10 protein-coding genes are annotated in these 12,576 nt (G+C 73.1%); 2 read left to right on the plus strand and 8 right to left on the minus strand.

All coding sequences use genetic code 11. The features are described 5' to 3' along the window. Positions 1-294: 294 nt before the first annotated feature. Positions 295-975 (plus strand): hemerythrin domain-containing protein, encoded by a 681-nt coding sequence (locus ABZ883_RS12465; protein WP_360905557.1) that lies wholly within the window; start codon positions 295-297, stop codon positions 973-975. Positions 976-1,075: 100 nt separating this feature from the next. On the opposite strand, the gene ABZ883_RS12470 is transcribed toward ABZ883_RS12465, so the two are convergent. Then, positions 1,076-3,328, minus strand: a complete 2,253-nt coding sequence (locus ABZ883_RS12470; RefSeq protein WP_360905558.1) for an LLM class flavin-dependent oxidoreductase — start codon at positions 3,326-3,328, stop codon at positions 1,076-1,078. 656 nt (positions 3,329-3,984) lie between these two features. Between ABZ883_RS12470 and ABZ883_RS12475 the strand changes: the two genes are divergently transcribed. Beyond that, positions 3,985-5,739 carry a CocE/NonD family hydrolase gene (locus ABZ883_RS12475; protein ID WP_360905559.1) on the plus strand — a complete coding sequence of 585 codons (1,755 nt, stop codon included), beginning with the start codon at positions 3,985-3,987 and terminating at the stop codon, positions 5,737-5,739. A 10-nt stretch (positions 5,740-5,749) separates the two neighbouring features. Here the strand turns inward: ABZ883_RS12475 and ABZ883_RS12480 are convergent, their stop codons facing one another. The 7 genes from ABZ883_RS12480 to ABZ883_RS12510 all read right to left on the minus strand — a co-directional run bounded on the left by ABZ883_RS12480 (position 5,750) and on the right by ABZ883_RS12510 (position 12,428). Beyond that, positions 5,750-6,391, minus strand: a complete 642-nt coding sequence (locus ABZ883_RS12480; protein WP_360905560.1) for a response regulator transcription factor — start codon at positions 6,389-6,391, stop codon at positions 5,750-5,752. Then, positions 6,388-7,539, minus strand: a complete 1,152-nt coding sequence (locus ABZ883_RS12485; protein ID WP_360905561.1) for a histidine kinase — start codon at positions 7,537-7,539, stop codon at positions 6,388-6,390. The genes ABZ883_RS12480 and ABZ883_RS12485 overlap by 4 nt, the downstream gene beginning before the upstream one ends. Positions 7,540-7,616: 77 nt before the next feature. Further along, positions 7,617-7,853: a hypothetical protein gene (locus ABZ883_RS12490; RefSeq protein WP_360905562.1), complete on the minus strand. Its 237-nt coding sequence runs from the start codon at positions 7,851-7,853 to the stop codon at positions 7,617-7,619. 68 nt (positions 7,854-7,921) lie between these two features. Further along, positions 7,922-8,947, minus strand: coding sequence for a D-alanine--D-alanine ligase family protein (locus tag ABZ883_RS12495; RefSeq protein ID WP_360905563.1), 1,026 nt, complete (start codon positions 8,945-8,947; stop codon positions 7,922-7,924). Further along, positions 8,944-10,122 (minus strand): alanine racemase, encoded by a 1,179-nt coding sequence (alr, locus tag ABZ883_RS12500; RefSeq protein ID WP_360905564.1) that lies wholly within the window; start codon positions 10,120-10,122, stop codon positions 8,944-8,946. The genes ABZ883_RS12495 and alr overlap by 4 nt, the downstream gene beginning before the upstream one ends. A 1,142-nt stretch (positions 10,123-11,264) precedes the next feature. Beyond that, positions 11,265-11,834 carry a hypothetical protein gene (locus ABZ883_RS12505; protein ID WP_360905565.1) on the minus strand — a complete coding sequence of 190 codons (570 nt, stop codon included), beginning with the start codon at positions 11,832-11,834 and terminating at the stop codon, positions 11,265-11,267. A gap of 102 nt (positions 11,835-11,936) precedes the next feature. Next, positions 11,937-12,428, minus strand: a complete 492-nt coding sequence (locus tag ABZ883_RS12510) for a hypothetical protein (RefSeq protein ID WP_360905566.1) — start codon at positions 12,426-12,428, stop codon at positions 11,937-11,939. Between the last annotated feature and the right edge of the window lie 148 nt (positions 12,429-12,576).

Consider the following 12,576-nt stretch of genomic DNA (forward strand, 5'->3'; position numbering starts at 1 on the left):
CCGGGCGTAGGACCGATCGGGCCGGTGTGCCGCTGCCATCGGGGAGGGAGAGCCGCCCGGACGGGCACCTGGCGACGGGAAGTACCAGTTCAGAGGCAGGGGATGATGACGTTCGCGCATATTTGCTTGCGTACGCACATACCCTGTAGAGTGGCACCGCGGGTGGAGAGCCGCCCGCAATGCGCCGACCCCGTGAATTGCCGTGCCGGCGAAATTCCCCGCGCCCGTCGAGGGTTGCCACGGGATACCGGGCGGCCGCACGTACTGCGTTCCCACAGCAATAGAGGTGTTGAAATGACCCGGTTGAACGAGCCCATGGCGGACGTGAGAGACATGTATATGGCGCACACCATGCTGCGCCGGGAGTTCCGCCTGCTCCCGCAATTGGTGCGGGACGTGACGCCGGGTGACGCCGAGCGCGCGGACGTCATCGGGGCCCATGCCGAACAGGTCTGCCTCATCCTCCATCTGCACCACGAGGGGGAGGACCTGCTGCTGTGGCCGCGCCTGCTCGAGCGGGCCGGCGACAGCGCGACGGCGATCGTGCCCACGATGGAGGAGCAGCACCACGCCATCGAGCGCAGCTACGCGGAGGTGACCGGGCTGCTGCCGCAGTGGCGGGCCACGGGCCGGAACGGCGAGCAACTCGCTGAAGCCGTCGAGCGGTTGCTGCCCGCCCTCGTGGAGCACCTGGCGCTGGAGGAGAAGGAGATCCTTCCCCTCACCGAGCGGTACGTCACCGCGGCCGAGTGGAAGCAGCTCGGCGAGCACGGGATGGCCCGCACCCCGCAGGAGGCGCTGCCGCTGTCCCTCGGCATGGCGACGTACGAGGCCGCCCCGGAGGTCGTCGCGGCACTGCTCGCCGACGTGCCCGAGCCCGACCGCACTGCTTTGACGGACGCCGCCCGGGCTGTGTACGCCGCTCACGCCGAGCGCGTGCACGGCACCAGCACGCCGCCCCGCGTGGGCGCCTGACGACGCATCCGGGCCGGCTCCCCGCACGGACCCGGCCGCCCCGCACCGGGGGCGGCCGGGTCCTTTGCGCCGTGTCGCGCGGGGACACGAGCGGCCGGGGTCACGCCCCGGTCGCCGGCAGGATGGTGAAGTTGCCGCGGAAGACGTTCTCCGGGTCGTACGCCGCCTTGATCCGGCGCAGCCGCTCCAGTGTGGCGGGCGGGAAGGCCTTGGCCAGCGCGGAATCCTGGGCGTGGCTCTCGAAACTGGGGTACAGGCCCTGGAAGTCGATGTCGTCCCAGCTCCTGAGGTCGGCGGCGCTGCCGCGGGGAACCACGGCCAGGGCGAAGTTCTGGGTCCGGTGGGCGTACGCCGTGGCGTCGGCAGGGGTGTCGTTGACCGCCCCGCCCACGGTACGGATCTGGAAGTAGCCCGTCTCGCCCCTGTCGAACATCCCGCTGATGACGCCGGTGGTCCGCTCGTCGAGGTGATCGACCAGCGCGGAGCGGAAGTTCGGGCCGCCGTGACCGTCCTGCGGATGGTTCTGCGGGGCCATGAAAGCGGCGTACGGGGTGATGGCGGCCTGCTGGTCGAGGACCGGCGCCAGGTTCAGGAACGCCTCGAGCGCCTTGGTCGCGCGCTCGGTGTCGTCGTCCGCCCACAGGACCGTCGTATGCGCGATCCTCCGGCCGCCCTGGGCCGCCACGACGAGGAACGGCGTCAGTTCGCGAGGACTGCTCTCGGTGAGACGCCCCCACGCCTGGAGGAAGGCGCCGAGATCCTCGACCTCGTGGGCGAAGCGCCCGTAGATCACGTCGCCGAGTTCGGTCGCCTCGATGTCGAAGGACGTGACGATGCCCATGCCGGCGCCTGCCCCCCGCAGCGCCCAGAACAGGTCGGGGTGGTTCTCCGCGTCGGCGCGTACGACGCGCCCGTCGGCCAGCACCACCTCGGCCCCCCTGACGTGGTCGATGGTCAGCCCGTACGAACGGGACAGAAACCCCACGCCGCCGGCCGTCGCCAGCCCGCCGACACCCACGTCGCCGAAGTCGCCGGAACTGATGGCCAGTCGGGCCGGCGCGAGCTTCTGCGCGACCTCGCCCCAGCGCGCGCCGGCCCCCACCCGCACCAGGCGCCGCTCCCGGTCGATCACCTCGACGCCGTTCATCGCCCCGAGGTGGATGACGATGCCGCCGTCGTTGGTGGACCGTCCGCTGATGCCGTGGCCACCGCTGCGGACGGCGAACGGCACGCCCTGCGCGCGGGCGTAGGAGAGGGCCGCCGCCGTCTCCTCCGCGTTCGAGGGCCGCAGCACCAGACCGGGCGTGCCCGCGGTGAAGTAGGTGGAGCGCAGGGCCGCGTAGCCGCGGTCGCCCGGTTCCACGGCCCGTGCGGCCAGCGGGGCGGGCAGCGCCTCGTAGTCGATGCCCGGTGCCCGCTTGGCGAGGGCGGCGGCGGACCGCACCCGGCCGGTGGGGGTGCCGGCCGCGGCACGCTCGGCGGCGACGGCCTCGCGCACGGCGGGGGCGATCTCCTCGGCGAAGGCGACGATGTCGGACGGGTTGTCGGAGCCCAGGATGACCGTGTCGAAACCGTGCTCCAGGATCAGCGGCAGCATGCGCTCGATCCAGTCGTCCGCCGGGCCCTGCCAGGGTTCGGCACCGCGCCCGATACCGCCGAAGATGTTGAGCACCCGGCGGATCTCGCGCGGGTCGCGGCCGTTCTCCGCCGCGGCCTCGTCGATGATCCTGCTGCTCTCGGCCATGTCCGGCGAGTTCACGTAGTTGATGGTGGGGATCCAGCCATCCGCCTTGGCGCCGGTCAGCCGGAGCATGCGCGGCTTGTACGCGCCGAGCCAGATGCCCAGTTCGTGGGCCGGGGCGGGGCCCCGCTTGGCGCCGTCGACCGTGTAGTACGTCCCCTTGACGCGCAGCGGCGAGCGGTTGCCCTCGTCCCAGATGCCGCGTATGACGTCGATCGCCTCGCCGAGCGCGCTGACGCTCTCGCCGACGGTGCGGTCCGGGCCGCCCATCGCGGCGATGGCGTCGCGGAAACCACCGGCCCCCAGGCCGAGTTCGACGCGTCCCCCGGAGAGCAGGTCGAGGCTGGCGGCGGCGCGCGCCAGGACCGCCGGCGGGCGCAGCGGCAGATTGGCCACATTGGTGGCCAGCCGGATCGAGGTCGTCCGGGCGGCGACCCAGGACATCAGGGTCCAGGTGTCCAGGAAGCCGTTCTGGTAGGGGTGGTCCTGGTACGAGACGAGGTCGAGGCCGACCCGCTCGGCGAGCAGGGCGAGGTCGACCACCGCTTCCGGGTCGCGGTTGAGCGGGGTGACGAAGGATCCGAACTGCAGGTCGCGGCCGTAGTCGGGCATGGAGGTCTCCAGGTGTGGGCCGTTGGCTGATGGCATGGCCGCCCGGCGGGCACAGAGCGGGGCCGGATCGCATGCCGGCCGCTCGCGGCACAGCACAAGGCCGGTGGTCGTGGTGGACGGGCGAGCCGTCCTCGGCAGGATCGCGGCGGCCGCGGCGGCCGTCGGTCCGCGTCCCGTGATGCGAGCGGGAACGCGGGTGGGAACGCGGGTGGACAGGAAAGGGAGAACCCCGGCGCAAAGGCAGGGCGCGGTGGGTCGCGATCCGATCGGATTTCTAGCACGAAAACCGGCGCGGGTCTATTTTCCGTTCCCGTCAAGACCGCGCTGACCAGGCCTAAGTCCGGGGGAGTAGGTCCTTTTCCCGATGCGTCGCATTGCCCCGTACTGCTGGCGCAGGAATTCCTCCGGCAGGACCGGACATGCATTTTCTCGGGACGACAACGACTGTCCGTGGCATTCATCGCGGCCCGCTCGGCCCGGTGCGACAAGCCCGCCGGGCCCGGGTGGGCGTACCCCTGCGTGCCGTCTGGCGGACACGCGTCCGAACCTGTTTGCTTGCGCACGAACTCATGTTACCGTCGCGCTCATCGCCCGTTGACCAGGGCCACCGGCACGGCCCGTCCCGTCAGCGCACGGCTCGATGAACGGAGTGGACCATGGAGACCCGCGACGACGCGGTGCCCGGCGGAATGCGCATCGACTGGGACGTCCCGATCCGTATGGACGACGGAGTGGTGCTGCGGGCGGACGTGTTCCGGCCCGCGGCCGACGGCCGCCACCCGGTGATCATGACCCATGGCCCGTACGCGAAGGGGCTCGCCTTCCAGGAGGGCTATCCGGGCATGTGGACGCCGCTCGCGGCCAAGTACCCGGACGCGACGGCCGGATCGTCCAACCGCTACCAGAACTGGGAGACCGTCGACCCGGAGAAATGGGTGCCGGAGGGGTACGTGTGCGTCCGCGTGGACTCGCGCGGCGCCGGCCGCTCACCGGGCCTGCTCGACCTGCTCTCCCCGCGCGAGACCCAGGACTACTACACCTGCGTCGAATGGGCGGGCACCCAGCCGTGGAGCAACGGGAAGGTGGGCCTGCTGGGCATCTCGTACTACGCGATGAACCAGTGGCAGGTCGCCGCTCTGCGGCCGCCGCACCTCGCGGCCATCTGCCCGTGGGAGGGAGCCGCCGACCTCTACCGCGAGTTCGCCCGGCACGGAGGGATCCTCAACACGTTCACCTCGGTGTGGTTCCCGGTGCAGGTCGCATCCGTGCAGCACGGCGTCGGCGAACGCGGCGCCCGCAACCCCAGCACCGGCGAACCCGTCGCGGGGCCCGGCACCCTCTCCGACGCCGAACTCGCCGCGCACCGCGTCGACACCCCCGCGGAACTGCTCTCCCGGCCCCTCGACGACGACTGGTACCGGGACCGCTCGCCCGAACTGGAGAAGATCGACGTCCCCCTCCTCTCCGCCGTCAACTGGGCCCACCACCTCCACACCCGCGGCGGCTTCGAGGGGTACGCCCGCGCCGGATCGGCCGAAAAATGGCTCGAGGTGCACGGCAACGAGCACTTCGCGGAGTTCTACACCGACTACGGGGTAGCTCTGCAGAAGCGCTTCTTCGGGCACTTCCTCAAGGGCGAGGACACCGGCTGGCACCGCCGGCCGCCGGTCCGGCTCAACGTCCGCCATGTGGACGGGACGTTCGAGCGACGCGCGGAGCAGGAGTGGCCGCTCGCCCGGACCAGGTGGACCGAGCTCGACCTCCACCTGGACAGCCGGTCCCTGAGCGAGAAGGCGCTCACGCGCGAGGAGCGGGCGGAGTTCGCCGCCACCGGTGAGGGGCTGACCCTCACCACCGAGCCGTTCGCCGAGGAGACCGAGATCACCGGGCCCGCCGCCGCCCGGCTGCACGTCGCGTCCACCACCACCGACGCGGACCTGTTCCTGACCCTGCGCGTCCTGGACCCGGAGGGCAGGGACGTGACCTTCGTCAGCGGGCTCGATCCGGCCGGCGTGATCGGCATGGGCTGGCTGAGGGCCTCGCACCGCGCCACCGACCCGGGCCGCAGCCTGCCGTACCGTCCCTGGCACCCCCACGACCGCGTCGAACCGCTCACGCCGGGCACCGCCGTCCCGCTGGACATCGAGATCTGGCCCACCTCAGTCGTGGTGCCCGCCGGCCACCGGCTCGCCCTGACCGTCACCGGCCGGGACTTCGAACTGCCCGGAAGCGGCCCCTGGCCGCAGGTCCACGGCGTGCCGATGAAGGGGCACGGCATCTTCCTGCACAACGACCCCGAGGACCGTCCGGCCGAGGTCTTCGGCGGTACGACCACCCTGCTGTCCGGACCGGACCACCCCTCCCACCTGCTGCTGCCCTACGTGCCCCGGGTGCCGCGGCCGCCGGTGTGAACCGCGGGCCCTAGCTGTCCACGAGACCGGAGCGCCACGCCCACAGCGCGATCTCCACCCGGTTGCGCGCGGCGAGCTTGGTTTGGATGTTCCCCAGGTGGGTCTTGACCGTGCCGAGGGAGACGAAGAGCGCGGCGGCGATTTCCGCGTTCGTCAGCCCGTCGGCCACCAGCCGCACCACCTCCGTCTCGCGCGAGGACAGGTCCGACGCGGCCGGTGACACCGTCCGCGGCGGCTGGATGCCCCGCAGCAGCCGGACCGTGATCGCGGGGCTCACCAGGGCCTCGCCGGAATGGGCCGCGCGCACCGCCTCGGTGAGCAGCACCGGCCCCGAGTCCTTGAGGAGGAAGCCGCAGGCGCCGCTGTTGAGCGCCTCGTAGACATAGGCGTCGTCGTCGAAGGTCGTGACGACCACGACCTTGGGCGCGGCGCCGGAGCGGTTCAGCTCGCGCAGTGCCTGCAGCCCGTCCATCCGCGGCATGCGGATGTCCATGAGGACGACGTCGGGGTTGAGGAGCCGGTTCATCTCCAGGGCCTGGACGCCGTCCTTCGCCTCGCCCACCACCTCGATGTCGTCCTCGGCACCGAGGATCAGGGAGAAGCCGGTGCGGACCATGGCCTGGTCGTCCGCGAGCAGCACACGGATGGTCATCGGGCGCCTCCCGCCGGGATACGGGCCTGGACGGTCCAGCCCTCGGGGTCCCTCGGACCGGCGGTGAAGGAGCCGCCGAGCGCCACGGCCCGGTCGCGCAGACCGCTCAGCCCGTAGCCGCCGCCCGCGGAGTGGCCGGCGCGGCCGCGGCCGTCGTTGGAGACCTCGACCGTCACCGCGTCGGGCCACGCGTCGCGGCTCACCAGGATCTCCAGGGTCCGCACCTCCTCGGCGTGCCTGCGGACGTTGGTCAGCGCCTCCATCACCACCCGGTGCGCGGCCGACTGGACGTCGATCGGCACGTCGTCGAAGTCCCCGGTGATCCTCAGCCGCACCTTCACGTCGTCCCCGGAGGTGAAGTGGTCGGCGAGGGAGGCGATGTCGGCGATCGTGCCCATGGGGGTGAGCCGGGCCTGCGAGCCGGGCTCGTGCAGCAGGGCGACCATGCGGCGGATGGCGGTCATCGCCTCGTCCCCCGCCGCCTCGATGCGCTCCAGCGCGGGCAGCACCGCCTGCGGCTGCTTGGCCGCGACGCTCTGCGCGGCCTGGGCGAGCACCACGATGCCGGTGACGTGGTGGGCCACGTAGTCGTGGAGGTCGGACGCGATGCTCGTGCGCTGCGCCAGCTGTTCGGCGGTCGCCTGACGCTGCCGGCTGGTCCGGAGCATGCGCGCCCACAGGCCGGTGGCGCCGGCGATGACACCCGCCAGTGCCAGGGCCAGGGAGACCACGGGTGTGGCCCGTGAGACGGAGATCATGTGCAGGGGCTGGAGCACCAGGCTCGCCAGCAGCAGCGGCACCGCGAGCGCGGCGCGGACGGGCTCCGCCCGCCAGGCGGCCAGACCGATGACCAGGAGGATGACGGTGGTCATGGTGAGCCCGAACGGCAGCGCGTCGATGGCGCCGGAATTGACCTCCCTCGTCGCCGCCACCATGATCACGCCAAGGCCCACGGCGACGGTGCCCAGCGCCTGCCCGGACAGCCGCCACGTCACCATGGCCACGGCGGCGGCCAGCAGAACGATGGGCGCGAGGACCGTTCCCATGGTCAGGTCCACGATGCCCAGACCGAGCAGGACCCCGAGGCCCGCCAGCCCGACCACACCGCGCACCAGCCGCTCCAAGAAGCGGTCCGTGCTGCTGTCCACGCCTTCGTCTTCCCTACTGTCGTGCCGTGCTCCGGCTCGCCGGACGGGCGGCAGGCCCTCCGCGGTTCCCTCCAGTGTCACCGAAGCGCCTCGGATGCCCCTGAGACACCGCTCACTCCGGGGACCGCGGCGCGGTGGCGCCCCGTGCCGGCGGTTCCCGGGGCGGCCGGCGATTCCGCGTCGCGGTTCCCGCCGCGGGCCGTGTCCGGGTCGGCCGACATCAGGTCGGTGCTGCCGCCGAGGACGGCCACTTCGAGGGCGGTCACGGTGTAGACCCGGGCGGAGTGCAGCAGCCGTTGCAGGGAAAGGGACATGGGAAACCTCCTGTGGCGGTGGACGGTGGCCCGGCGGGCGCCGGGAAGGACGGCGTTCGGCGGCGCGGTCACGCGAGGATCCGCTCGCCGGCCGACGCGCCGTGGGTGCGTAGCGCGCCGCGCACGAGTTCGTCCAGCAGCTCGGGGTAGCTCAGCCCCTGGCGCGCGAACATCTTCGGGACCTGCGACTGCGCGGTCATGCCCGGCATGGTGTTGACCTCGTTCAGGACGGGGCCGGCGGCGGTGAGGAAGAAGTCGCACCGGGCGACTCCACGGCAGCCCAGCGCCGTGAACACGGCGAGGGACGCCTCGGCCAGCTGGTCGTGCTCGTCGACGGTCAGCGGCGCGGGGATCAGGAACCGGGCCCCTCCGTCGTACTTCTGCTCGGTGTCGAAGAGGCGCCCGTCGTCCAGGACGATCTCCAGCGGCGGCCCCACCGTCAGACCGCCGTCAGCCCGCCGCAGCACGGCCAGATCCACCTCGCGCCCGACGACCAGCTGCTCGACCAGGACTCGTTCGTCGAGCCGCAGCGCCTCGGCGAGCGCCGGGGCCAGCTCGGAGGCCCGCGTCACGAGGGAGACCCCGTGGCTGGATCCGGCGGCCACCGGCTTCACCACGACCGGGCCGTCGAAGACCACCTGGTCGGCGTCGTCCGCCGTGACCAGGAGGCCCGGGGCCACGGCGACACCGACGGCCTCGGCCACCAGCTTGGTCGCCCACTTGTCCATGGCCAGCGCGCCGCCCCGGACCCCCGATCCGACATACGGCACGTCCGCCAGGTCCAGCAGCGCGGCCAGCGTGCCGTCCTCGCCGTACGGGCCGTGGACCGCGGGGAAGGCCACGTCACAGCCGGCCAGCAGCGCCAGCGCGGCCGACACGCTCCCCGCGGCGGTGGCCGCCAGCGGCTGCCCGGAGGCGTCCTGCCACAATCCGTCCCGGCCGATGGTGAGGGCGAGGACGTCGTAGCGGGCGGGGTCGAGCGCCGAACGCACGGACGCCGCGGTCGCCAGGGAGACCTCGTGCTCGCAGTTGCGGCCGCCGCCGATCACCGCGACGCGGACGCGGCCGTCCCGCGATGCCGTTGTGCCGGTCATGCCGCCACCGCCCGGCTGCGCACGGTACGGCGCAGGCGTGCGCCCAGCCCCGTCACGATCTCGTGCTCCAGCGTCCCGGACCACCGCGCCCATTCCCTGACCGTCGGCTCCCCGCGGTCGCCGGGACCGAAGACGGTCGCGAGCTCGCCCGGCACCGCCGGGCGGTCACCGGTGTCGACGACGACCTGGTCCATCGAGACGCGGCCGGCCACAGGGCACCGGCGCCCGCCGAGGAGGACCTCCGCGCGGCCGGACGCGGCGCGGGGGAGACCGTCGGCGTACCCCACGGGCAGCAGGGCCAGGTGGGTGCGCTGTCCCGCGCTCCAGGCGTGGCCGTAGCCCGCCGTGGCACCGGCGGGCACGGCGCGGACCGACACCACGGGTGCGGTCAGGGTGAGCGCGGGACGCAGCCGGGTCGTCCCGGTCGGGTCGATACCGAAGAGGCCGGCGCCGACGCGGGCCAGGTCGAACCGGGTCCGCGCGTCGGTGAGGGTCGCCGACGTCGCCGCCAGATGCCGGCGGCGCGGACGCAGCCCGGCCTCCGCCGCGGTGGACACCGCGGACCGGAACAGGGCGAGCGCGCGGTCGGTGCAGGGATCGCCGGGGGTGTCCGCGCAGCCGAGGTGGCTCATCACACCCACGACCTCGACCAGGCCCTCCGCCTCCGCCGCCCGCGCCCGCCGGCACAGCTCCGGCCACGCCCCGGGTTCGGCGCCCTCGCGGCCCATCCCGGTGTCCAGCTGCAGATGGATCCGCGCCCGGTGGCGCGTCCGGGAGGCGGCACGCACCACGGCCGCCAGGTGCGCACAGCCGGGGACAGCGAGGGAGACACCGGCACGCAGCGCCTCGTCGAAGGCGGCGTCCACGGGATTGAGCCAGCTCAGGATCGGCACCCGGAATCCGGCACCCCGGAGGGACAGCGCCTCCTCCACCGACGTGACGCCGAGCGACGTCGCGCCCGCGCCGAGCGAGGCGGCGGCGGCCTCGGCGGCCCCGTGCCCAAAACCGTCGGCCTTGACCACCGCCATCAAGCGGGTGGCCCGCGCGGCGAGGAACCGGGTGTTGGCCGCGATCGCCGCCGGGTCGAGCGTCAGCTCCGCCCGGTCCCCGCGGCCGCGTTGCCGGGGCGGCTCGGCGACGCGGACGCCGGAAGCGATCGATGGTACGCAGTGCATGCGGCGCCTTTCCTGACGACTGACGACCGGGCCCGTGCCCGAGGGGGCGACCTGGGTCGCCGGCCGTACGGAGTGCCGAGTCCACGACATGGAGCTCATGACCAGCAGGCTATGAAGGCGGCCCACGCCCCGGCTTCGGGCAGAAGTCGGACCTGCCACGGGGCACTACGACTTTCGGCCGACCGCGGACATCGCCTTTCGGCGCGTGCCCGTGCGGGCCGCACGACGGACGGTTGGGCGACGCCGCGGCCTCCCACCGCAGCAGTTGCGTGCGGTGCCTGTAGGGGTCGCGTTGCCGGGGTGATCGCGTGCGCGCCGATCGGCAGGCCGGCGCCGGCGATTCCCTGCGGGGTGCGGAAGGCCCGATCGCGGGCACCTCACAGCAGCCCGGCGGCAGGGCGCGGTTCCGCATGGCGGGCACGGCTGTCGCAGTTGGGTCCGGTGCCTGTAGGGGGCGCGTTGCCGGGGTGGGTTGGTGTCCGTGGTGATCGTCAGGCCGCTGCCGATGCCCTGTGGGGTGCGGAAGGTATGGCTCTCGGTGCGGAGAGCCCGATCGCGGGCACCTCGCGGAAGCCTGGCGGCAGGGTGCAGTTCCGTATGGCCGTGCGGGTTCGGGCCCCCGGCGGGTGCGGCCGTCGCGGTTGCGTGCGGTTCCTGTAGGGGCCGCGTTGCCGGGGTGGGACGGTGTCCGCGGCCGTTGACGCCGATGCCCTGGGGGTGCGGACGGTGTGGCTCTCGACGCGGAGAGCCCGATCGCGGCACCTCGCGCAAGCCCGGCGGCTCAGGCACCCGGCAGCACGGTCACCGCGCCCGCGTGCCGCGCGCACACGGCTTCCTTTCGTCCGCCCGGATCGCCCGGGAACCAGCGGGTCGCCCGCGAGCCGCGGACGCGGCGGCCCGATCGAGCGCGCGGGAGTGCCGGGATTCCGGCGGGACACCGCGCGAGGTCGGACCGGACGACGCCCACACGTCCGCGGGACACGAGGTGAGGCCCGTGTTCCCGGAGGAACCGCGCGATCGCCGCACCCTTCCCGCCGCCGTAGGCTTCGCGTCCCGCGTCAACCGCACGGTGCGCACCTGCGGATACGGACGCACGCCGCGACCGCAGCCGCCCGGCACGGTGATCCGACCGGTGTGGCCGGTCAGGCCGGCAGGATGCGCACCGTGCTCTCGCTGCCCATGGCCTCCGCCTCCCGCGTGCTGCGGGCACGGCGGGGGACGACGACATTGCCCAGGGCGCGGGACATCTGCGTGACGAGGGCGGCGAGGCCGTCGTCCCAGTCCGCCGGAGCGGCGGTGGGCGGGACGACGATCAGCTCCAGCACGTCCGCGGAATGCGTCGCCGTTCCCTCGATGACGGCGCCGCTCAGCGCGAGGTATTCCGGTGCCGGGTGGAGGTGGGCCCGCGTCTGCTCGCGCGCCGTGTCCACCACGCGGCCGCGCAGATCGGTGAGTTGACGCAGGGCGTCCCAGACGATGTGGCCGGGGACGAGGCACACGGCTTCGCCGCCGTGCCTGGGCGCGATGAGGCCGAGCAGTCCGAGGCGGAAGAGCGCGGTCTCCATCTGGGCCGGTGTCACCGCGGCGGCGCGGGACAGCTCGTCCAGCGCCAGTGGGCTGCTCGCGTCGGCGGTGTGGTGTGCCACGAGCGCGGTGAGCAGCCGGCCCGAGGTTCCCGGGACCAGGGCGGACAGAGGGGTCTGGAAATTCACGGCGTGTGACTCCCGCACGAGAAGCGGCAAGGGGGTCTCGCCGGCTTCGTGAACTCGTGGCATCGACGACCACGAAGCCGGCGAGAGTCTGATGTCCGGCCGCTACGGCCGGATGGTGGGAATCGCGGAGTCCGGGCTGTTCATGAGTGCGGCGGCGGACTCGTCGAGCCGGTTCACCACATCGAGGAAGCCGGCCCTGCCCCACAGCGCCAGACCCAGAACGGCGACGAACACACCCGTGATGTGCACCGCCGCCGGGAGGTCCCCGTCGGCGAAGGTGCGCAGCGGCGACACGTCGCCGAGGGCCCACGCCCGCGTCGCCTCGGCGACGGCGAACTCGTAGTGGGGCGGGGCCGCGGCGGCGACTTCGTCGGCGTGCCGGACCAATTGGCCGGTATTCCACTCCGCGCCGGTCAATTCCACGATGCCGATGGTGGAGCGCAGCAGGCCGTTCAGGACCCCGAATACGTCCGTCCAGCCGCCGGGATCCAGATCGGCCAGCGCATTGCGCACCGCGACGGCGTTGTGGTTCGCGTAGCCCCGGACAACGTCGATCGCGCGCTCGTGGGAGGGCTTCCCCGGGTGCTCGCTCATACGGCCGACACTATTGCTTCACGGCGCGGGGGAAATCGGTCTCCCGGCGCACCGCGCATCGGCAAAAAGCACTAGGTCCGAAGCGCCCGCGCGGGTGCCGGAATGCCGCCCCACGACGCCGGTCGTGGGGCGGCATTGCGGCCGTGCC

The organism is Streptomyces sp. NPDC046977, from assembly GCF_040644455.1.
Lineage (GTDB): Bacteria > Actinomycetota > Actinomycetes > Streptomycetales > Streptomycetaceae > Actinacidiphila.